17 protein-coding genes and 1 pseudogene are annotated in these 21458 nt (G+C 66.6%); 7 read left to right on the forward strand and 11 right to left on the reverse strand.

Annotated elements, in window-relative coordinates:
• Positions 1–19: 19 nt before the first annotated feature.
• The gene (locus AC1RPL_RS17645; RefSeq protein WP_493071156.1) at positions 20–1159 is read left to right on the forward strand and encodes an aspartyl protease family protein; all 1140 of its coding nucleotides are present in this window, start codon (positions 20–22) and stop codon (positions 1157–1159) included.
• 43 nt (positions 1160–1202) lie between these two features.
• Here the strand turns inward: AC1RPL_RS17645 and AC1RPL_RS17650 are convergent, their stop codons facing one another.
• Together AC1RPL_RS17650 and AC1RPL_RS17655 are read right to left on the reverse strand one after the other, a co-directional pair.
• A complete protein-coding gene (locus tag AC1RPL_RS17650; RefSeq protein ID WP_493071158.1) occupies positions 1203–1850 on the reverse strand; it encodes a glutathione S-transferase family protein in 648 nt (215 codons plus the stop codon).
• A gap of 169 nt (positions 1851–2019) precedes the next feature.
• The gene (locus AC1RPL_RS17655) at positions 2020–2208 is read right to left on the reverse strand and encodes a hypothetical protein (RefSeq protein ID WP_493071160.1); all 189 of its coding nucleotides are present in this window, start codon (positions 2206–2208) and stop codon (positions 2020–2022) included.
• A gap of 51 nt (positions 2209–2259) precedes the next feature.
• On the opposite strand from AC1RPL_RS17655, the gene AC1RPL_RS17660 reads away from it, so the two are divergent.
• Positions 2260–3081 carry a class I SAM-dependent methyltransferase gene (locus tag AC1RPL_RS17660; RefSeq protein ID WP_493071162.1) on the forward strand — a complete coding sequence of 274 codons (822 nt, stop codon included), beginning with the start codon at positions 2260–2262 and terminating at the stop codon, positions 3079–3081.
• A 124-nt stretch (positions 3082–3205) separates the two neighbouring features.
• A pseudogene (locus AC1RPL_RS17665) lies at positions 3206–4186 on the forward strand (methyl-accepting chemotaxis protein); the annotation flags it as partial.
• 38 nt (positions 4187–4224) lie between these two features.
• Here AC1RPL_RS17665 and phaR read toward each other — a convergent pair.
• Positions 4225–4797, reverse strand: coding sequence for a polyhydroxyalkanoate synthesis repressor PhaR (phaR, locus tag AC1RPL_RS17670; protein WP_493071164.1), 573 nt, complete (start codon positions 4795–4797; stop codon positions 4225–4227).
• A gap of 88 nt (positions 4798–4885) precedes the next feature.
• Between phaR and AC1RPL_RS17675 the strand changes: the two genes are divergently transcribed.
• The 3 genes from AC1RPL_RS17675 (at position 4886) to AC1RPL_RS17685 (ending at position 10535) form a co-directional block, all read left to right on the forward strand.
• Positions 4886–5881, forward strand: coding sequence for an alpha/beta fold hydrolase (locus AC1RPL_RS17675; RefSeq protein WP_493071788.1), 996 nt, complete (start codon positions 4886–4888; stop codon positions 5879–5881).
• Between the two features lie 38 nt (positions 5882–5919).
• Positions 5920–7101, forward strand: a complete 1182-nt coding sequence (locus AC1RPL_RS17680; protein ID WP_493071166.1) for an acetyl-CoA C-acetyltransferase — start codon at positions 5920–5922, stop codon at positions 7099–7101.
• Between the two features lie 239 nt (positions 7102–7340).
• The gene (locus AC1RPL_RS17685) at positions 7341–10535 is read left to right on the forward strand and encodes a TonB-dependent receptor domain-containing protein (protein WP_493071168.1); all 3195 of its coding nucleotides are present in this window, start codon (positions 7341–7343) and stop codon (positions 10533–10535) included.
• A 68-nt stretch (positions 10536–10603) separates the two neighbouring features.
• Here AC1RPL_RS17685 and AC1RPL_RS17690 read toward each other — a convergent pair whose 3' ends face one another.
• The 4 genes from AC1RPL_RS17690 to AC1RPL_RS17705 form a co-directional block, all read right to left on the reverse strand.
• Complete coding sequence (locus AC1RPL_RS17690) at positions 10604–11005, reverse strand: hypothetical protein (protein WP_493071169.1); 402 nt, start codon at positions 11003–11005, stop codon at positions 10604–10606.
• 79 nt (positions 11006–11084) lie between these two features.
• Positions 11085–12101: an alanine racemase gene (locus AC1RPL_RS17695; protein ID WP_493071171.1), complete on the reverse strand. Its 1017-nt coding sequence runs from the start codon at positions 12099–12101 to the stop codon at positions 11085–11087.
• A 63-nt stretch (positions 12102–12164) separates the two neighbouring features.
• A complete protein-coding gene (locus tag AC1RPL_RS17700) occupies positions 12165–13754 on the reverse strand; it encodes an MFS transporter (protein ID WP_493071172.1) in 1590 nt (529 codons plus the stop codon).
• A gap of 65 nt (positions 13755–13819) precedes the next feature.
• Positions 13820–15082 (reverse strand): NRAMP family divalent metal transporter, encoded by a 1263-nt coding sequence (locus AC1RPL_RS17705; RefSeq protein WP_493071173.1) that lies wholly within the window; start codon positions 15080–15082, stop codon positions 13820–13822.
• 188 nt (positions 15083–15270) lie between these two features.
• Here AC1RPL_RS17705 and AC1RPL_RS17710 point away from each other — a divergent pair, with 188 nt between their 5' ends.
• Entirely contained in the window at positions 15271–15570 is a 300-nt protein-coding gene (locus AC1RPL_RS17710; protein ID WP_493071174.1) for a fucose-binding lectin, read from the forward strand.
• 60 nt (positions 15571–15630) lie between these two features.
• Here AC1RPL_RS17710 and metH read toward each other — a convergent pair whose 3' ends face one another.
• The 4 genes from metH to AC1RPL_RS17730 all read right to left on the reverse strand — a co-directional run bounded on the left by metH (position 15631) and on the right by AC1RPL_RS17730 (position 21370).
• Positions 15631–18228 carry a methionine synthase gene (metH, locus tag AC1RPL_RS17715; RefSeq protein WP_493071175.1) on the reverse strand — a complete coding sequence of 866 codons (2598 nt, stop codon included), beginning with the start codon at positions 18226–18228 and terminating at the stop codon, positions 15631–15633.
• Positions 18229–18349: 121 nt separating this feature from the next.
• Positions 18350–19420: a homocysteine S-methyltransferase family protein gene (locus AC1RPL_RS17720; RefSeq protein ID WP_493071176.1), complete on the reverse strand. Its 1071-nt coding sequence runs from the start codon at positions 19418–19420 to the stop codon at positions 18350–18352.
• Positions 19421–19517: 97 nt separating this feature from the next.
• A complete protein-coding gene (gene metF, locus AC1RPL_RS17725; protein WP_493071177.1) occupies positions 19518–20420 on the reverse strand; it encodes a methylenetetrahydrofolate reductase in 903 nt (300 codons plus the stop codon).
• On the reverse strand, positions 20417–21370 hold the full coding sequence (locus tag AC1RPL_RS17730) for an ArsR/SmtB family transcription factor (RefSeq protein ID WP_493071178.1): 954 nt from the start codon (positions 21368–21370) through the stop codon (positions 20417–20419). Before AC1RPL_RS17730 ends, metF begins: the two co-directional genes overlap by 4 nt.
• Positions 21371–21458: the final 88 nt, after the last annotated feature.

Raw genomic sequence — 21458 nt, forward strand, 5'->3', positions numbered from 1 at the left:
GACCGGCTAGGATCAGCCAGTGCTGTCCTTTCTCCTGTCCCTGATTCTGGCTGCCGGCCCCGTGGGCGATCCGCCCGCAGACGGCATCCTGCTCGCGCCCGACAGCGAGGCGCGCTGGATCGCCTTCGACCTCACCCCGTCCAACCAGATCCGCTTCGAGGCGGTGCTCAACGGCCGCCCGGTCCGCGCCGTGCTCGACACCGGGCTGACCAACACGCTCGCCACCACCGAATTCGCCACGCGCGCGCGCCTTGCCACCGGCCGCCGGCAGCAGGCGCTGGCGATCGGCGGCGGCGTCGAGGTCGCCTGGGCGCCCGGCGGTACGCTGGTCATCGGCGGGCTCACAAGGCGCGGCGGGCGGATCGCCATTCCCGACGCGCCGGGCCAGGAGCGTTTCGGCGCCGACCTGCTGATCGGCAGCGACGTGCTGAGCTGCTGCGCACTCGACATCGACTATGCCGTGCGCCGATTCCGCATCCTGCCGAGCGGCCGCATGCCCTTCACCGGCCACACCGCACCGCTCGCGCTCCAGCGGGGCAGCGAGGTGCCGGTCACCGAGATCCGCCTGGGCGGCGCGCGCCTGCGCCCGATGATCGTCGATACCGGTGACGGCGCATCGGTGACGCTCAGCCGCCCTGCCTGGGACTCGGCCAGGTTTCGCGGCGCCACGCTCACCACCACGCTAGGCTGGGGCATCGGCGGCGCGCTGGTAAGCGAGGCAGCCGTGATCAGCGGCTTCAGCTTCGCCGGCACCGCGCTGCCCGAGACCGAGCTGCGCATCGAAGGCGAAGGCGGCTATTCCGCCGCCGCGGGCGCGGCCGGCCGGATCGGCACCGGGCTCCTGCGCAGCTACCGGGTGCTGCTCGATCCCAAGGCCGGGCGGATGGTGCTCCAGCCCGGGCCGGCGGTGCCGGTGCTCCGCTCGACCAGCGGGCTGCTGCTCGGCGCCGAGGGCACGCATCTGCGCGTCCTCCACGTCATGCGCGGCTCGCCCGCCGCCGAGGGGGGATGGCACGAAGGCGAGACGATCTGCGGCGCCGACGGCGCAGCGGTCGCGGGTCGCCCGATCGAATGGAGCGCGGGCGCGCCGGGGCGTGTTGTGAAGCTCGCCCTGTGCGACGGCACGGAACGCAGCCTGACGCTGAGGAAATTCTACTAGGCCTGGCCGCACCGGCTTTCCCATCAGCGCCTATCGACTCTGACTAGGCCTTTGCCGCCAGCGCTTCGGCCCAGGCCTTGGTCGCCGGGCAGCCATCCATCGCCCGCTTGTAGCCGTCGCGCCCGGTGGTCCGCGCCAGATACGCCAGCTCGGCCTCGTGCAGCACCGCGCCGTTGGTACGCTGCGCGAACTGGAGCGCATAGGTAATCGAGATATCGGCCGCAGTGAAATTCTCGCCCGCCATGTAGGGCGCCCGCGCCAGCTGCCGGGCCACGATCCCGCGCCGGCTCTCGAACCAGTCCAAGCTGGCGCGCGCGCTCCAATTGTCCTTCTCATCCTCGGGCGCGAGGATGTCGGTGGCCACGAAGACGAACATGAACACCGCCATCCCGGCCTCGCCCAGATGCAGGAACTGCTGGTAGAGCGGAAATGCGGGGTCATGCGGCGGCGGCGCGAGCGGCGTCGGCCCGTAGCGGGCGAGCAGATACTCCAGGATCGCAATCGATTCGACCATGACGACATCGCCATCCTGGATCGCCGGGATGAACCCCGCCGGATTTACGCCCAGGAATTCGGGATCGTTCTCCACCCCGGCGAGCATATCGACCGGCCGCAGCCGATAGGGCAGCCCCATTTCCTCGAGCAGCCAGACAACCCGGAAGCCCCTGCCCTCGCCCCAGACGGTGATCATTTGCGCCCTCCCTGCTGGATAGGGCTGCAGCCTAATATCTTCCTTCGTCATGCTGAACTTGTTTCAGCATCCGACCCTCCACCGGCGATACCGCTTGAGGCACGTCGACCCTGAAACAAATCCAGGGTGATGGCCTGGTCGTGGCAAGTGCCGGCCATACATACAGACCTCAGCGCATATTCAACGCCAGGCTCGCCAGCACCACCGCGCCCAGCATCGCCATCACCTGGATCAGCTGCCAGGGCACGAAGCCGACATCGTCCATCCGCTTGCGTTTGCGCCGGCGATGCTCGCCCAGGCCGCTGACCACCGCGATCACTGCCGCGCCCGCCGCGCCCAGCCATAATATCTGTTGCATCGCCTCGAATTACCCCCAAATGCGCGGACACCATCTAGGGAGGGAATTCCCGTGCGCCAGACCCTGACCGTGCTTGCCGTGCTCACCACCGCGATCGCCGTGGCCAGCGTCGCCACCGGCGCCCCGCGCACGCAGCGCTCCGCCATCGCCGAAGCCGTCGCCGCGCCCGGCCGCACGCCCGCCAATGTCGCGCGCGACCAATATCGCCACCCGGTGGACACGCTCAACTTCTTCGGGGTGAAGCCCGACAACACCGTGGTCGAGATCTGGCCCGGCGGCGGCTGGTATACCGAGATCCTGGCGCCACTCACCCGTGCGCACGGCACCTACTATGCCGCGGTCGGCCCCGATTTCCCGAATGGCAGCAAGGCGGTCGAGACGCTGAAGGCAAAGGACGCCGCCCTGTACGGCCACGCCAAGCTCGTCGCCTTCCCCGCCGAGGCCGGCCAGCCCAAGGTGCCGGACGGCACCGCCGATATCGTCCTCACCTTCCGCAACGTCCATAACTGGCGGATGGGGTATAAGCGGAACGACCAGGACTATTCGCCCCTCGCCTTCCAGCAGATGTTCGCGATGCTGAAGAAGGGCGGCACGCTGGGCATCGAGGATCACCGCCTGCCCGAGAGCGCCAGCGCCGAGCGCGAGAAGACCAGCGGCTATATGAAGGTCTCGACCATCCGCCGCCTCGCCGAGCAGGCCGGGTTCAAGTTCGCCGGCGCTTCGGAAGTGAACGCGAATCCGCGCGACACCGCCGATTGGCCGAACGGCGTGTGGACGCTGCCGCCCAGCTACCGGCTCAAGGATGTGGACCGCGCCAAGTACGCCGCGATCGGCGAAAGCGACCGGATGACGCTCAAATTTCGCAAGCCCTGAAATTATCGTGCTAAACTAGGCATTAACCGTCTCGCCTTATGACGGTCCCGTGCCACGCCGTATTCGAACCCTATTGTCGGTCCTCCGCGAGGAAGTAGACAGCTACGCCGCGACCAGCGAGGAGATCGCTGCGCGCACCAATTTGCTCGCGCTGAATGCTGCGATCGAGGCCGCCCGATCAGGCGAGGCCGGGCGCGGCTTCTCGGTGGTGGCGCAGGAAGTGAAGGCGCTGGCGCAGCAGGCCCGCGGCGCCTCGATCGAATTCCGTTCCGAAGTGCGCGAACGCCTCTCGATGGGTGCGAGCATAGCGGACGAGATGGTGGGCGAGATCGAAGGCACCCGCCTGGTCGAACTGGCCCAGGCACTGATCCAGAACGTCACCCGCCATCTCTATGGCCGCAGCATCGACCTGCGCGTGATGGCATCGGATGCAGAGATCATCGCCGCGCTCGCCAATCCCTCGCCCGAGTCGATCGCCGCCGCCGATGCGCGGCTGGCGCTGCTCACCGCGACTTCGCCCTATTATGTCAACGCCTTCCTGGCCAATGACCAGGCCAGGGTGATCGCCGCTTCGGATCCGCACGCGCGCGTGCGCGGCGTCGATCTGTCGGCGGCACCGCAATATCTCAGCGCGATGCGCAGCCACCGCCGTGACGAATGGTTCACCGACGAAGTGTGGCTGAATCCCTATTCCGACCACCGCGCGGTGCTCGTCTTCGTCACCGGCGTGCGCCCGCGCGGCCAGGACGGCCGGCCGCTCGGCGCGCTCTATCTCGAATTCGACTGGGAGGGGCATATCCCCGCGATCATCTCCGACGCCTCGCTGTTCGGCGAGCGCGACTGGTCGCGTACCAGCATCTCGATCGTCGATCAGGCCGACCGGATCATCGCAAGTTCGGCGGGCAAGCGCCACGGCGAGCATATCGCGCTACCGCCCAACGCCGTTCGCGGTGCCGAAGTGCGCGGCGACAACACGATCGCCTTTGCCAGCGCCACCGATTATCACGGCTTTGGCGGGCTGGGCCTGCGCTGCGTGATCGAGCAGAAGATGCCGACGCTAGAGGAAATCCGCGCGGCACTGGGCGTGCTGCGAGGACGGCAATAATCCCAAGGACGCCCCTCCCTGCAAGGGAGGGGAAGAAGTTACTTCGCCAGCTTCTCGATCTTGTCCTGCAGCCGGGCAAGCTCGGCCTTCAACGCGGCGACGTGGTCGCCACTCTCCGCCGCCGGGGCCGGCGCTGGCGCGCCAGGTGCACCCGGAGCCCCGGGGGCGCCGGGCTTGAACGCGTGAGTCGCGGCTTCGAAGATTTCCATGTTGCGCTTGGCCATCTCGGCGAAGGGCGAATTGGCGAACGCACCCTCGACCGCCGACTTGAACTGCTGCTGGTTGCGGCGGAAGCTTTCCATCGACGCTTCCAGATAGCCCGGCACCATCGCCTGCATCGAGTCGCCGTACAGCGCGATCAACTGGCGCAGGAAGTTGACCGGCAGCATGGTCTGGCCGCGCTGCTCCTCCTCCATGATGATCTGGGTGAGGACATTATGGGTGATATCCTCCTCGGTCTTGGCATCGATGACCTTGAAGTCACGGCCCTCTCGCGTCATCGCAGCCAGATGGTCCAGCGTGATGTAGGACGAGGTTTCGGTGTTGTAGAGCCGCCGGTTAGCATATTTCTTGATGATGACCGGACCGGTGCCTGCAGCGCTCTTTTTCATCTAGGGCCCCCGAGTGATTGAAACATATCTATCATCGTTTCATTCCGCGGCGCAACACGGCCCGCGCCCTCTTCCGCTATTCCTTTCGCTGTTGCGCAGCGAAACCGCAGCATCGCCCGAACGAAGGGCCTCCGCGCTCGCCGGTTTGAAGGCCTATCAGGAGGCGGAACGGCCGCCCGAGCGCATCCTGAAGCCCGTCGTCGCCGCTGCCGGCCGCGCCAGCTTGCGCGACTATGGTGGCAGCGGACCGCCGGTGGTCTTCGTACCCTCGCTGATCAATCCGCCCTTCATCCTCGACCTCGCCCCGCGCAATTCTCTGCTGGAATGGCTGGCGACTCAAGGGCTTCGGCCCCTGCTCGTCGATTGGGGCACGCCGGGCCCCGCGGATCGCGACCAGGGCATCGACCGCCACATCGCCGAGCTTCTGCTACCCCTGCTCGACGCGTTGGACGAACCGCCGTTGCTCGCCGGCTATTGCCTTGGCGGCACGCTCGCCATGGCCGCAGCGACACTGCGACCGGTTCGCGGACTCGTCACGATCGCCGCGCCGTGGCGCTTCCGCCGCTATGGCGATTTCGCGCGCGCAGCCATTGCGGCGCAATGGGAATCCGCCCAGCCGGCCAGCAAGGCGCTCGGCGTGGTGCCGATGGAAGTGCTCCAGTCCGGCTTCTGGCAGCTCGACCCCGCCCGCACGGTCGCCAAGTTCCAGCGATTCGCGAAGCTCGAGCCGGGCAGCGACCAGGCACGCGCCTTCATCGCGCTCGAGGACTGGGCCAATGCCGGCGCCCCGCTCACCTATGCGGCCGGCGAAGAGATGTTCGAGCGCTTCTTCCGCGCCGACCGCCCGGGAGCAGGCCGCTGGTGGATCGACGGCACGCGCATCCTCGCGTCGCGCCTCGCCCGCCCCGCGCTGGAGCTGCTCTCGACCACCGATCGCATCGTCCCGGCCGCTACCGCCGCCGGCCTGCCCGAACGGCGCAGCCTCGCGCTCGGCCATGTCGGGATGATCGTCGGCGGCCGGGCACGGGCCATGGTCTGGGAGCCACTGCGCGACTGGTTTCTTGCCGCAGCGCACACTAGATAGCTGCCAAATAACAAAGACCACCGCAGGAGTCCGATCCCATGGCCAACCCGACCGACGTCGTCATCACCGCCGCCAAGCGCACTCCCGTGGGCAGCTTCCTCGGCGCCTTTGCCGCGGTGCCGGCGCATGAGCTGGGCCGCGTCGCGATCGAGGCCGCGCTCGCGCAGGCCGGGGTGAAGGGCGAGGAGGTCAGTGAAGTCATCCTGGGCCAGGTGCTCACCGCCGCGCAGGGCCAGAACCCCGCGCGCCAGGCATCGATGGCCGCCGGCGTGCCCAAGGAAGTGCCCGCCTGGAGCGTCCAGCAGGTCTGCGGCTCGGGCCTGCGCGCCGTGGCGCTCGCCGCCCAGGCGATCCAGACCGGCGACTCCGCGATCGTCGTCGCCGGCGGCCAGGAGAGCATGTCGCTCGCCAACCACGCCCAGGCGCTGCGTGCCGGTGCCAAGATGGGCGACGTCACCCTGGTCGATACGATGATCAAGGACGGCCTGACCGACGTCTTCAACAACTATCACATGGGCATCACTGCCGAGAATCTGGCCGAGCAGTATCAGGTCACCCGCGCCGAGCAGGACGCGTTCGCCGTCGCCAGCCAGAACAAGGCCGAGGCCGCCCGCACCGCCGGCCGCTTCAAGGACGAGATCGCCCCGGTCACGATCAAGGGCCGCAAGGGCGACACCGTCGTCTCCGACGACGAGTATATCCGTGCCGGCGCGACGGTGGAGAGCGTTGCCGGCCTGCGCCCGGCGTTCAAGAAGGACGGCACCGTCACTGCCGCCAATGCCTCGGGCCTCAACGACGGCGCCGCCGCTTTGGTGGTTATGAGCCGTGCCGAGGCCGAGAAGCGCGGGTCGCCCATCCTCGCCACGATCAAGAGCTGGGCAACCGCCGGCGTCGATCCGTCGGTCATGGGCATCGGCCCGGTCCCGGCCTCGAGGAAGGCACTCGAGAAGGCCGGCTGGACGATCGCCGACCTCGACCTGATCGAAGCCAATGAAGCCTTTGCGGCGCAGGCGCTGTCGGTCGGCAAGGAACTTGGCTGGGACGCGTCGAAGGTGAACGTCAACGGCGGCGCGATCGCCATCGGCCACCCGATCGGCGCCTCGGGCGCGCGCGTCCTCACCACCTTGCTCTACGAGATGGAAAAGCGCGATGCCAAGAAGGGCCTGGCAACGCTGTGCATCGGGGGCGGCATGGGAATCGCCATGTGTGTGGAGCGCTGAGAGTTCTTTCTCATTGTTGCGAAATATTGCTGGCGCATGTGCCTTGGCGTGTTAGCTGGCTAAGGCACATGCTGAATGTTACATTAACCGCCGCCGAATTGTAATTTCTCGGCGACCAGCGTCGCTTTTGTGCAACAGTCGCGATCAAATTGCGCGCTGCAATGTGTCACAATCTTGCAGTGCGGAAACATGTCCGGCTCTCTGTCCGCTTCGGGCATCCCGCCCGAGGGGCAAACAACATGAAAATCTCAGCATTGCTGAGCGCAACCGCGCTTGTCGGTTCGCTCGTGATAGCGCCCGGCGTCGCGTTCGCGCAGTCGGACAGCCAGGTACCGGTTGCGGACCAGGAAGCACCCACGACGACGCAGACCGACGAAGTCATCGTCGTCACCGGCTCGCGCATCCGTCGTCCGAACCTCGATTCGGCCACGCCGGTCACCAGCGTTACGGCCGATCAGCTGCTCGACACCGGCGAACTCTCGCTGGGCGACGAACTCAACCGCCTGCCCGCGCTCCGCTCGACGGTGAGCCAGGCGAACTCGACCAACGCGATCGGCACCGCCGGCATCAACAATCTCGATCTTCGCGGCCTCGGCACCAGCCGCACGCTCGTGCTGGTCAACGGCCGCCGCCATGTGTCGTCGAGCCCGGGCGCCTATCTGGTCGACACCAACACGATCCCGAGCATGCTGCTCGAGCGCGTCGACGTCATCACCGGCGGCACCTCGGCCGTGTACGGTTCGGATGCGATCGCGGGCGTGGTGAACTTCGTCACCAAGCGCGACTATGACGGCTTCGACGCACGCGTGCAGGGCGGGATCTCGACCCATGGCGACCGCGACTCGCAGTCGGTCAGCGCGATCTACGGCAAGAACTTCTCCGAAGGCCGCGGCAACATCGCGTTCGCCGGCGAATATGCCCGCCAGCAGCAGCTGCTATTTACCGACCGTCCCGACCAGACCGGCGCCTATGCCGGCGTTCCGGGCTTCTACGCGGCCGAGTTCACCGGCAACGAAGGCACGCTTCCGAACGGCAGCGACGGCATCTACGACCAGCGCTATTATTCCAATCCCGGCAGCGTGTTCGGCAACATCTCGCTCGGCGGCGCCGTGGCGACGACCTGCCCGGCCGCGATTCCCGGCAATGCCGTCAACGCGGCGCGCCGCGCAGCGGTCTGCACCGGCATCTTCTCGCCGCTGGCGAACGGAGCGCCTTCGACGACCGAAGTCTCCGACGTCTATGTGTTCAATAACGACGGCACGCTCGTTCGCGATCGTCCGCTGATCGACAACCGCGGCTTTGGCGGCGGTCGCTTCGGTGGCCGCACTGCCTCGGGCGTCGAAGGCGCGATGCTGCTGCCGGGCCTGGAGCGCTACAGCGGCAACCTCTTCGCACACTATCAGGTGTCGCCGGCGTTCGAGCCGTTCATCGAGGCCAAGTACGTCCACATCACGGCGAACCAGACCTCGACTCAGCCGACCTTCGTCAACGGCACGCTGAGCCCGACCTTCTTCCTGGACAACCCGTACCTGAGTGCGCAGGCGCGCAGCCAGATCCAGACGATCCTGGGGACCACCTCGACCACCGCCGCGTTCACCATGAACCGGTTCAACAACGACATCGGCACCCGCGCCGAGAACCATAAGCGCGATACCTATCGGATCGTCGGCGGCTTCCGCGGCGATCTGTCGACGACCGGCAACATCAACTACGAAGTCTCGTTCAACTGGGGCCGTACCAGCACCTATTACGAGACGGGCGGCAACGTCGACGTCGCCAAGTTCAACGCCGCGGCCAATGCCGCGCGCGCTACGGACGGCTCGATCCAGTGCCGCGTCAACACCGACGCGATCACGACGAACGACATGCCGGGCTGCGTGCCGCTCAACCTGTTCGGCGAGTATAACTCGTCGAAGGCGGCGCTGGACTATGTCCTCTACACCTCGAACCGCAAGCAGTGGGCCGAAGAGCTCAATGCCGTCGCCTATGTCGCCGGCGACAGCAGCGGCCTGTTCCGCCTGCCGGGCGGCCCGGTCGGCTTCTCGATCGGTGGCGAATATCGCCGTGAGGACGCGTTCTCCGACTATGACGACTATACCCAGTCGGGCGCGACCTTCCTGAACTCGATCGCACAGTTCGATCCGCCGTCGATCAGCATCTGGGAAGGCTTTGGCGAGCTGCGCTTGCCGCTGCTCAAGAACATCCCGTTCATCCACGAACTCACGGTCGAGGGCGCTGCGCGCTACTCGAAGTACAGCTCGATGGACAAGGGCGTGTGGGCCTGGAATGCCGGTGCGATCTGGGCACCGATTCCCGACCTGCGCTTCCGCGTCGGCTATGCCCGCGCGGTGCGTGCGCCGAACCTGAGCGATCTGTATGCGACCCGTTCGCAGACCTTTGCCAACGGCTTCATCGATCCTTGCAGCATGAGCGTCCGCACGACCCCGGACCGCATCCGCAACTGCGCGGCGGCGGGCATCCCGACGACGATGACCTACACGCGCGACGACAATGTCGTCGTGACGCTTCCGTGGGAAAACACGCTGGGCTCCGGCCTGTCGGGCTTCAACCAGGGCAATCTCGGCCTGGCGCCCGAGACCAGCAAGAGCCTCACGGTCGGCGCGGTGTTCGAGCCGACCTTCCTCAAGGGCTTTGCCCTGTCGGTCGACTATTACCGGATCACCGTGAACAATGTGATCAACGGGCTTTCGGGTCAGGGGATCGTGGATCGCTGCTATGACGATCCGGTCGGCCTCAACAATCCGTTCTGCTCGGCGGTCTTCCGCCGTACCTCGGCGGATCCGCTGCTCAACTACACGTTCGACGGTCAGCAGACCCGCCGCTTCACCGGCCGCGCCACCGACCTGCCGGTCGGCATCATCGGTCCGGGCTTCCTCAACCAGCCGTTCAACTACGCTGCGCTGAAGACGTCGGGCATCGATGCGGACATGTCGTATCGGTTCAGCGAGGGCGACTTCAAGTACACCGCCCGCGTGCTGCTGAGCTGGCTGCAGACGCGTGACCAGTATCTGTTCATCACCGATCCGAACCGCTCGACCCGCGTGAAGAGCGTGCTTGGCGATCCGGAATGGCAGGCAACGGCGAGCATCGACGTCAGCTGGAAGAACATCGATTTCGGCTGGGATGCCCGCTATGTCGGCAAGCAGCTGGCGTACACCTGGGAGACGCTCTACTCGCACCAGGGCCGTCAGCCGACCAACATCGACGTCAACGCGACGCCCTGGTATCCGGCGCTGGTCTATCACTCGCTGCAGCTCGGCATCCGGGCGAACAAGAACTTCCGCTTCTATATCGGCGCGGACAACGTGTTCGACCAGCTTCCGCCCTGGGGTGCCACCGGCACCGGCTCGGGCAGCGCAATCTGGCCAGTCACCGGTCGCTACGTCTATTCGGGCGCGCGCATCACCTTCTGATCCGCACGTACGAAACTATCGGGGGTCGCTCTTCGGAGCGGCCCCTTTTTCTTGCCCGGCGAACCGGCTCAGCGCGTAGCGGGCTTGGTATAGGGTATGAAGTCGCCCAGCAGGACGAAGCCGCGCCAGCTGCGCGTGTCGCGATCGACCAGATCGATCTTGTCGGTGCTGCACAGCTGGGTGCTGCGCAGCTTGGCGACGCTAAAGCTATCCGCGTTCAGATCCTCCGCGCCCGAGCGCGGCCGGTTGACGTACAGCGTCGATCCGCGGCGATAGACGATCGCGGTCCCGTCGATCACCGTGCTGTCGCGGATCGTGGGAAGCGACAGGCAGGAGACCGGCGCGCCGGCAGTCCGTCCGTCGAGCATCTTGGCGAGCCTTGCTTCCCCTTTGGGATCGGCTCCGGAAGCCATCGCGGCGACCGGCACCGCCAGAAGCGCCAGCGAGATCAGGATCGGCGACGCGCGCATCGGCATGCTCCTCGGTTCGCGGAATTGCTGCCAGAAGATGGTGCGTCCGCGCTGCCTGCACAACGCAGCATGCGGCGTGCTAGGTCCAGATGCGGTCGTAGCGGGACCCAAGGCCCGTCAGCAGCTCGTACTGGGAAAGCCCGCTCAGCGCCGCCGTCTCGGGCAGCGCGTACGACATCGTCACCCAGTCGCCCTCGCCGAGCGAAGGCAGTGCAGTCACGTCGATCGCAGTCAGGTCCATCGACACGCGCCCGATCAGCGGCAGCGTCACCCCCTGTGCCTCCGCCAGCCCCTTGCCCGAGAAGCAGCGCAGATAGCCATCGGCATAGCCGAGGTTGAGGATCGCCACTTCGGTATCGGCCGGGGCGATCCAGGTCGCGTTATAGCCCACGCTCTCGCCGGCGCGCACGAAGCGGCGCTGGAGGATCTGCGCCTGCGGCGTCGCGACCTGGCGGATCGCGCCATGCGCCGGCCGCTGCCAGCCGCCATAGAGCGCGATGCCCGGCCGGGTCAGGTCGAAGGCATAGTCGGCGCCGAGCGCGATGCCCGCCGAATTGGCCAGGCTCATCCGCTTCGCCTGGGTGTGCCCCCTGAGCGCGCCGAATGCCGCAAGCTGCCGGCCATTGAGCGGCACATCCTCGTCGGCGGAGACGAGGTGGCTCATCAACGTCTCGATGACGAGCCCGTCGAGCAACCCCGCATCGATCTCCTGCGCCGAGACGCCCAGCCGGTTCATGCCCGTATCGACCATCACGTCGCAGGGCCGCCCTGTCTGCTTCCAGCGCCGCACCTGCTCCGCGGTGCTCAGCACCGGCCGGGCATAGGGCGCGTCCAGCGGATCCTCGGCGCGCAGCCCGTGCAGCACCGATACGGTCAGCCCGAGGTCGGCCAGCGCTTCCGCTTCGGCCCAGGTCGCCACGAAGAAGTCGCGGCACCCCGCCTCGGCCAGCCGCCGCGCCACGTCGCGCGAACCCAGCCCATAGCCATTGGCCTTGATCGCCGCGCCGCATGCAGCGGTGCCGCCGAGCTTCGCCAGGTGCCGCCAGTTCGAGACGAGCGCGGCGCTATCCAGCCGCAGGCGGAGAGGTGCAGTCATGCCCTGCGGGTTAGGGCGTGCGCCCGTGCCTCGCAATGCCCGTTGCTGGGCAGGGGTATGCCCTCAGTGCTTCCGCTTCCGCGGGGCCACCGTCTCCTGCAGCCCGAAGGCAGTAACCAGCAGCGCCATCGCCACCACCGCCATCGTGTACCAAAGCCCCGCATAGGGATTGCCGGTGCGCGCGACGATGTACTGGCTGATAAAGGGCAGGAAGCCGCCGAAATAGCCAGTGCCCAGGTGATAGGGGATCGACATCGAGCTATAGCGGATTCGGCTCGGGAACATCTCGCTGAGCAAGGCCGCGACCGGGCCATAGGTCGCGCCCGCAAGCGCCATCAGCCCCAGCATCGCCAGCACGATCACGGCGATGTTGCGCGGGCTCGGCACCACCGGATCGAGCGCATATCCCGCCGCCGCCAGCGCGCTGTTAAGGCCCGCGGGGCTGATGTCCGCCACCGGCGACCCGCCGATCGTCACTGCCACCGATTGCGCCCTGCCGGTCCGGAAGGCGACACCCTTCTTGGATAGCTGGTCGAGGATCTGGCCGCAGCCATCGGGCTGCTTCGCGGCGAAGGGATCATATTTGCAGTTGGGGCCGAACACCGCCACCGGCACGTGCTTCGCCGATTCTGCCAGCCCGGGATTGGCCGCACCACCGATCGTCCAGAACAGCGGGAAGAGCAGCACCAGCGTCAGCGCATAGCCGATCACGATCGGCTTCTTGCGCCCGAACCGGTCGGACAAATGCCCGAACAGCACGAAGAAACCGCAGCCGACCAGCGCCGATCCGCCGCAGATCAGCTGCGCCGTGGTCGGGTCCACCCGCATCGGCCCGGTGAGAAACGAGAGCACCGAGAACATCGAGGTGTACCAGATCACCGTCAGCCCGGCCGCGATGCCGAACAAAGCGACGAACAGGCGGGGCAGGTTGCCCGGATAGGTGAAGCTCTCGAGGAAGGGGTTGCGCGCGGTCTCGCCGGCTTCCTTGATCGCCAGGAACACCGGGCTCTCGGACAGCTTCAGCCGCATGTAGAGCGACACGGCGAGCAGCAGGATCGAGAAGAGGAAGGGCAGCCGCCAGCCCCATGCCGCCCAGGTCTCGGCCGGCATCGGTGCCTTGAATGCCAACACCACCGCCAGGCTCAGGATGAAGCCGCCGACCACGCTCGCCTGGATGAAGCTGGTATGGAAGCCGGCACGCCCGCCCGGCGAATGCTCGGCGACATAGATGGCCGCACCGCCATATTCGCCGCCCAGCGCCAGGCCCTGCGCCACCCGCATCAGCAGGATCAGCACCGGCGCCGCCACGCCGATCGCGGCATAGCTCGGCACCAGGCCGATGCCGGCGGTGGCCAGGCCCATCACGGTGATCGTGACCAGGAACGTGTATTTCCGCCCCATCCGGTCGCCCAGATAGCCGAACAGCACAGCACCGAGCGGGCGGAAGCCGAAGCCCACCGCGAACGCCGCCCAGGCGAGCAGGCTGGCGAGCACGTCGTTGCCCGCGGGGAAGAAGGTGTGCTGCAGGATGCCAGTGGCGGTCAGCGTGCCCCAGATGAAGAAGTCATACCATTCGAAGATCGTGCCCAGCGACGATGCTCCGATCACCAGCCGGATGTCCTTGCCCGTCGGCTCTGCCACTCCGTCCGCCATACGGTCCCCCTCCCATAATTGCCCGCGAGCTTAGCGGCTCGGGAAGCCCCGGCAAGCGGAAGCCGTCACTGCCAGACCAGCATCGCTACTGCCGCCGCGCCCATCACCGCGGTCGCCGCCCAGCCGAGCACCAGCAGCACGCCCGAGACGCGGAACTCGCCCATGATCTTCTTGCGCGTGGCGATGATCATCATCACCGCCATGATCGGCACCGCAGCGAAGCCGTTGACCACCGCGCTCCAGAACAGCGCCTGGATCGGCGGGATGTTCGACCAGTCGAGCGCGATGCCGAGCAAGGTCGCCAGGGCGATCACCGCATAGAAGCCGGGCGCGTCCTTCAGCTTGTGCTCCAGCCCGCAGCGCCAGCCGCGCGCATTGCTCACCGCATAGGCAGCCGACCCCGCCAGCACCGGCACCGCGAGCAGCCCGGTGCCGATGATCCCGATCGCGAACAGCGCGAAGGCGAAATTGCCCGCCACCGGCTGCAGCGCCTTGGCCGCGTCCGCGGCGGTATCGATCTGGGTTACGCCCTGGCTGTGCAGCGTCGCGGCGGCGGCGATCATGATCGCCAGCGCAATCACGTTGGAGAATGCCATGCCGACCAACGTGTCGATCCGCATCCGCTTCATCTCGACCGGAGCCTGCTCGGGCGCTTCGTTCAGCGGCTTGGCGGCGTCGTCATCGTCGATCTCCTCCACTTCCTGCGCGGTCTGCCAGAAGAAGAGATAGGGGCTGATCGTCGTGCCGAAGATCGCGACGACGGTGGCGATCGCCTGTGGCCCCTCAAGCCTGGGGACGAAGAAGCCGGTGCCCGCCGCCGCCCAGTCGACCTTCACCACGAAGATCACCGCGGCATAGGCGAGCAGCGACAGCGTCAGCCATTTGAGCACGCGCGCGTACCGGTGATAGGACACGAACACCTGCAGGAGCAGGCTGAACAGCGCGAAGAAGATCGTGAACCAATGGTCGCCCCAGCCCGCGACCATCTGCGCCGCATCGCCCATCGCGGCGATGTCCGCACCGATGTTGATCGTGTTGGCGATGAACAGGATCGCGACGAGCAGCGTCAACAGCCAGCCCGGCATCACTTCGCGCATGTTCTGCGCCAGGCCCCGCCCGGTCACCCGCCCGATATGCGCGCTCACCAGCTGCACCGCCGACATCAGCGGATAGGTGAGCAGCATCGTCCACATCAGCCCATAGCCGAACTGCGCGCCGGCCTGGGAATAGGTCGCGATGCCGCTGGGGTCGTCGTCGGCCGCGCCGGTGATCAGCCCGGGGCCAAGCTGCTTTGCGACCGAGGTTTTTTCTTTGCTGCTATCGGTCATGCGGGTTCCCGGGATCGTGACGAACGCACGACCCTAGCGGATGCCGGGCGATCCGTGACCTACCCAGATCAGTGTACCCGGCATGCAGCGCCGATTTGGTCCCAATCGCAATTGAAACCCGCCCGCCAAAACCGGAGCTTCCCCGCGATTCGCGTCAGGGGACGCGAGTCGAACAGGGGGGAATGCAGATGCCCGATAATCCGAGTTTTCCGATCGCGACGGCCGCGATCAACTGGTTCGACAGTTCGCACCAGCTCCATATCCGCGTCTATTCGAGCGACGGCTACACGATCACCGAGCAATGCGACGACGGCCAGGGCTGGACGACGGGCGCGACCTTTCCCGGCACCCAGGCATCGGTGACGACTTGGGCCGATTCCGCCGGCCAGCACATCCGCCTCTATGCCACCGAGTCGGACGTCACCACGGAATGGTGCTTCGATCCGGGTGTCAGCGGCTGGACCAAGGGGAGCTACACGCAACCCTGAGCGATCCTCTCCCTCTCCCCTCCGGGGGAGAGGGCTAGCTAGTCGAGGTCTAGTCGAGGTCTAGTCGAGGTTCGGCCGCAGGTACCGGGTCGCAAGCTCCAGATCGATGCCGCGGCGCTGCGCATAGTCCGCCAGCTGGTCCTGCCCGATCCGTGCCACGCCGAAATACTCGGCCTGGGGATGCCCGAAATAGAAGCCCGACACCGCCGCGGTCGGCAGCATCGCGAAGCTCTCGGTCAGCGAGATGCCGGTGCGCTTGTGCGCGTCGAGCATCTTGAACAGGATCGGCTTGAGGCTGTGCTCGGGGCAGGCCGGATAGCCCGGCGCCGGGCGGATGCCGCGATATTCTTCCTTGATCAGCGCCTCGTTGGTCAGCTGCTCGCCCTCCGAATAGCCCCATAGCGAGGTGCGCACGAACAGATGCAGCCGCTCGGCAAAGGCTTCGGCGAGACGATCGGCCAACGCCTTGAGCAGGATGTCGCTGTAATCGTCGATCGCGTTCTTGAAGCGCGCCAGGTGCGGCTCGATGCCGTGGATGCCCACCGCAAAGCCGCCCAGCCAGTCACCCTGAGTGTCGATGAAGTCGGCCAGGCACATGTTCGCCCGGCCCTCGCGCTTGGCGATCTGCTGGCGCAGCATCGGCAGCGTGTAGTGCACCTCATCCTCGACATGGACGATGATGTCGTCGCCCCGGCGGCGGCACGGCCACAGCCCGGCGACACCGCGCGCGGTCAGCCACTTCTCCGCGATGATCTTGTCGAGCATCGCCTGCGCGTCGGCGAACAGGCTGGTCGCGCTCTCGCCGACCACCTTGTCCTCCAGGATCGCCGGGTAATTGCCCGCCAGTTCCCAGGCGCGGAAGAACGGCGTCCAGTCGATATACTGGCGCAAGTCCTTCAGGTCCCAGTCGAGGAACTCGTGCACGCCCGGCATGCGCGGCTTGCCCGGCTTGAGCGCCATGTCCGCCTCGAACGCATTGTCGCGCGCCTTCTCCAGCGGCAGCAATTCGCTCTGTCCACGCCCGGCACGCGCGACGCGCACCTGCTCATATTCGGCGGCGATCTTGGTCACATAGTCATCGCGCTGCGTGTCGGAGACGAGCGCCGTCGCCACGCCCACCGCGCGGCTGGCGTCGAGCACATGCACCACCGGCCCCTTGTACGCCGGTTCGATGCGCAGCGCGGTATGCACGCGGCTGGTGGTCGCGCCGCCGATCAGCAGCGGCATCGTCATCTGCGCGCGCTGCATCTCCTCGGCAACGGTTACCATCTCGTCGAGGCTCGGCGTGATCAGCCCTGACAGGCCGATCATGTCGGCATCATTCTCGTTCGCCGCCTCGAGGATCTTCGACCAGGACACCATCACCCCCAGGTCGACCACGTCGAAGCCGTTGCACTGCAGGACCACGCCGACGATGTTCTTGCCGATATCGTGCACGTCACCCTTGACCGTGGCCATGATGATCTTGCCCTTGCCCTTGGCACCAGGCTCCTTGGCCGCCTCGATGAAGGGCAGCAGATGCGCCACGGCCTTCTTCATCACGCGCGCCGACTTGACCACCTGCGGCAGGAACATCTTGCCCGATCCGAACAGGTCGCCGACCACGTTCATCCCGTCCATCAGCGGCCCCTCGATCACTTCGATCGGGCGGGCAAAGGCCTGGCGGCACTCCTCGGTATCCTCGACGACGAACGCATCGATGCCCTTGACCAGCGCATGCTCCAGCCGCTTGGCGACGTCCCAGCTGCGCCACTCGGCCGCTTGCTTCTCGGCCACCGCATCGGTGCCGCGATACTTCTCGGCGAGCGCGACCAGCCGGTCGCCGGCCTCGGGATCCTTGTTGAGGATGACATCCTCTACCGCGGTGCGCAGCTCGGAATCGATCTGGTCATAGACGTCGAGCTGGCCGGCATTGACGATCGCCATGTCCATGCCGGCGGGGATGGCATAGTACAGGAACACCGAGTGCATCGCCTTGCGCACCGGCTCGTTGCCGCGGAACGAGAAGCTCAGGTTCGACAGGCCGCCCGAGATATGGACATGCGGGCAGCGCGCCTTGATCTCCTTGCACGCCTCGATGAAGTCGACGCCGTAGTTGTTGTGCTCCTCGATCCCCGTCGCCACCGCGAACACGTTGGGATCGAAGATGATATCCTCGGGCGGGAAGCCGATGCCGATGAGCAGGTCATAGGCGCGCGCGCAGATCTCGACCTTGCGCGCCTGGGTGTCGGCCTGGCCGGTCTCGTCGAACGCCATCACCACCACGGCGGCGCCGTACGCCATGCACTTGCGGGCATGCTCGAGGAACTGGCCGACGCCTTCCTTCATGCTGATCGAATTGACGATCGGCTTGCCCGAGACGCACTTCAGCCCCGCCTCGATCACGTCCCATTTGGACGAATCGACCATCACTGGGATCCGCGCGATGTCGGGCTCGGCCTGGATCAGCTTGAGGAAGGTCGTCATCGCCTCGTGCGCGTCGAGCAGGCCCTCGTCCATGTTGACGTCGAGCACCTGCGCGCCGGCCTCGACCTGCTGCAGCGCGACTTCCACCGCCGCGGCATAGTCGCCGTTCATGATCAGCTTCTTGAAGCGCGCCGATCCGGTGACGTTGGTGCGCTCGCCGATATTGACGAAGCCTGTGGAGAGGTTGGTCATCGTTCTTCTTCTAGCTCCCTTCCGCTTGCGGGAGGGGTCGGGGGAGGGGCAGTAAACAGGCTCGGGCGGCGTCGAGGAGGACAGCCCCTCCCCCTAACCCCTCCCGGAAGCGGAAGGGGGACTAGGCAGCCGCCATCGTAAACGGCTCGAGCCCCGCAAGCCGCGTGCGCACTTCGGGCACCGGAATCGGCCGCGCCGGCAGCCCTTCCACCGCCTTCGCGATCGCGCCGATATGCGCCGGGGTCGAGCCGCAGCAGCCGCCGAGCACGTTGACCTGCCCCGCATCGGCCCATTCCTTGACTAGCCCGGCGGTCGTCACCGGCGCTTCGTCATAGGCGCCCAGCTCGTTGGGCAGGCCGGCATTGGGATAGACCATGATCAGCGTGTCGCAGAGCGCGCTCAGCGTCTTCACATGCGGGCGCAGCTGCTCGGCGCCGAACGAGCAGTTCAGCCCGATCGTCACCGGCTTGGCATGGCGCACCGCATGCCAGAATGCCTCGACCGTGTGGCCGGACAGGTTGCGCCCCGAAAGATCGGTCAGCGTCATCGACATCATGATCGGCAAGTCGCGGCCAAGATCGTTCGCCGCCTCGATCGCGGCCATGATGCCGGCCTTGGCGTTGAGCGTGTCGAACACCGTCTCGATCAGGATGAAGTCGACCCCGCCCTCGACCAGCGCGTCGATTTGCTCGCGGTAGACGTCCTTGAGGTGATCGAAGTCGATCTCGCGATAGCCTGGATCGTTGACGTCCGGGCTCAGCGACAGCGTCTTGTTGGTCGGCCCCAGCGCGCCCGCGACGAAGCGCGGGCGGCCATCCTTCGCCTCGAACTCGTCGGCGATCGAGCGCGCGAGCTTCGCCGATTCCACATTGATCTCACGCACCAGATGCTCGGCGCCGTAATCGGCCTGGCTGATCCGGTTGGCGGAGAAGGTATTGGTCTCGGCGATATCCGCCCCGGCCTCGAAATAGGCGCGGTGGATCGATGCCGGCACTTCGGGCATCGTCAGCGCCAAGATATCGTTATTGCCCTTCTGGTCATGGCTCAGGCCAAGGTCGCCGGCATAGGCGGCTTCGTCGAGCTTCCAGTTCTGGATCTCGGTGCCGAACGCCCCGTCGGTGATCAGGATGCGCTTGGCGGCTTCGGCCAGCAGTTTCTCGCGTGCGCTCACTTCAACTTCCTTCTTCGTCATCCCGGCGAAAGCCGGGACCCAGGGTCACAGGCGACGCCGCTCTTGGCTCTGGGCCCCGGCTTTCGCCGGGGTGACGTTACAATCAAGCCGCCACCAGCTACGCGCCGACCTTCGGCCGAACGCCCAGCAGATGGCAGATCGCATAGCTCAGCTCGGCGCGGTTGAGCGTGTAGAAGTGGAACTGCCGCACGCCGCCCGCATAGAGTTTCCGCGAAAGCTCCGCCGCCAGCGTCGCCGCCACCAGCTGGCGCGCGGCGGGGCGGTCGTCGAGCCCTTCGAACAGGCGCTCCATCCAGCCGGGCACCTGGGTGCCGCACATCGCCGACATCCGCACCACGCTGGCGAAGCTCATCACCGGCATGATCCCCGGCACGATCTCCGCAGTGATCCCCGCCTTGGCGGCATCGTCGCGGAAGCGCAGGAAGGTTTCGGCCTCGAAGAAGAACTGGGTGATCGCCCGGGTCGCGCCCGCATCGATCTTGCGCTTCAGGTTATCGAGGTCCGCCATCTGATCGGCCGAGTCCGGATGGCATTCGGGATAGGCAGCGACCGAGATCTCGAACGGATGGAGCCTGCGCAGCCCCGCCACCAGGTCGGCGGCATTCTCGTATCCGCCCGGATGCGTCGCATATTTCTCGCCCGCACGCGGCGGATCGCCGCGCAACGCGACGATATGCCGCACGCCCGCTTCCCAATATTCCTCGGCGACCTGGTCGATCTCCGCCTTGGTCGCCTCGACACAGGTGAGGTGCGCCGCCGCCGGGATGCCGGTCTCGCGCGCGATCCGCGCTACCGTGTTGTGCGTCCGCTCGCGGGTGGTGCCGCCGGCGCCATAGGTAACGCTGACGAAGCGCGGATCGAGCGGCTTGAGCGTCTCGATCGAATCCCACAGCGTCTCTTCCATCTTCTCCGTCTTGGGCGGGAAGAATTCGAAGCTCACATCGATATCGCCCGCCACGTCCGCGAAGAGCGGCGCCGCCAGCGGGTCCAGACTAGTCATGCGGCCTTCACCTTCTGTTTCTCCTGGCCGGTCTTGCGCGCCAGCCATAATTTCACCGTCAGCTCGCCGCCCTCCAGCGTCTCCACCTGGACGGGTGCGAGCCCATGCGCCTCGAACCAGCCGAGCACCTGCTCGTCCGAGAAGCCGAGGCGCGTATGCGCGTCCTTCTGCCGCAATTCCTCGCGCTCGTGCGGCGCGAAATCGGCGATCAGCAGCCGGCCGCCGGGCGCCAGCACGCGCGCCGCCTCGCCGATCGCAGCCCCGGGCTGCTGCGCGAAGTGCAGCACATGGTGCAATATAGCGAGATCCGCCCCGCCATCCTGCAACGGCAGCGCATAGAGATCCGCCTGGCGCAGCTCGGCATTGCCCAGCCCCTGCTCGGAAAGCTTGGCACGGGCAAGCCGCAGCATCTCGGACGACCGATCGATGCCGAGCGCCCGCTCGGCCCGCGGCGCGAACAGCTCGAGCATCCGCCCGGTGCCGGTGCCGATATCGACCAGATGACCGATCTCGCCATCCCCCAGCGCCTTGGCCATCGCCGCCTCGACTTCGCTGTCGGCGACATGGAGCGAGCGGATCGCATCCCATTCGACGGCATTGCTCTCGAACCAGTCGGCGGCCGCGCTCGCGCGGTCCGCGCGCACCGCCGCCAGCCTTGCCTCGTCCGCGACCATCCAGTGATCTGCCTCGTCCCAGCTATCGAGCGCGCCGAACACCGGATCGACCTTGCCCGCAGCGCCCAGCGCGACGAACACCCAGCTGCCTTCCTTGCGCCGCTCGAGCAGGCCCGCGTCGCACAGGATCTTCACATGGCGCGAGACGCGCGGCTGGCTCTGCCCGAGCACTTGCGCCAGCTCGCCGACGGACAGCTCCATCGAACGGACGAGCGCAAGGATGCGCAGCCGCGTCGAATCGGCAAGGGCACGGAAGATGGCAAGGGCTTGATGCATGACGGATATAGATATAAAGATATCTTTATATGCGGTCAACGCATCGCATGCACCTTGCACGCGAGTCAGCGCCCCGTTAGCCCTGCGC

The sequence above is a fragment of the Sphingomonas sp. GW821-FHT12D09 genome (genome assembly GCF_058807215.1).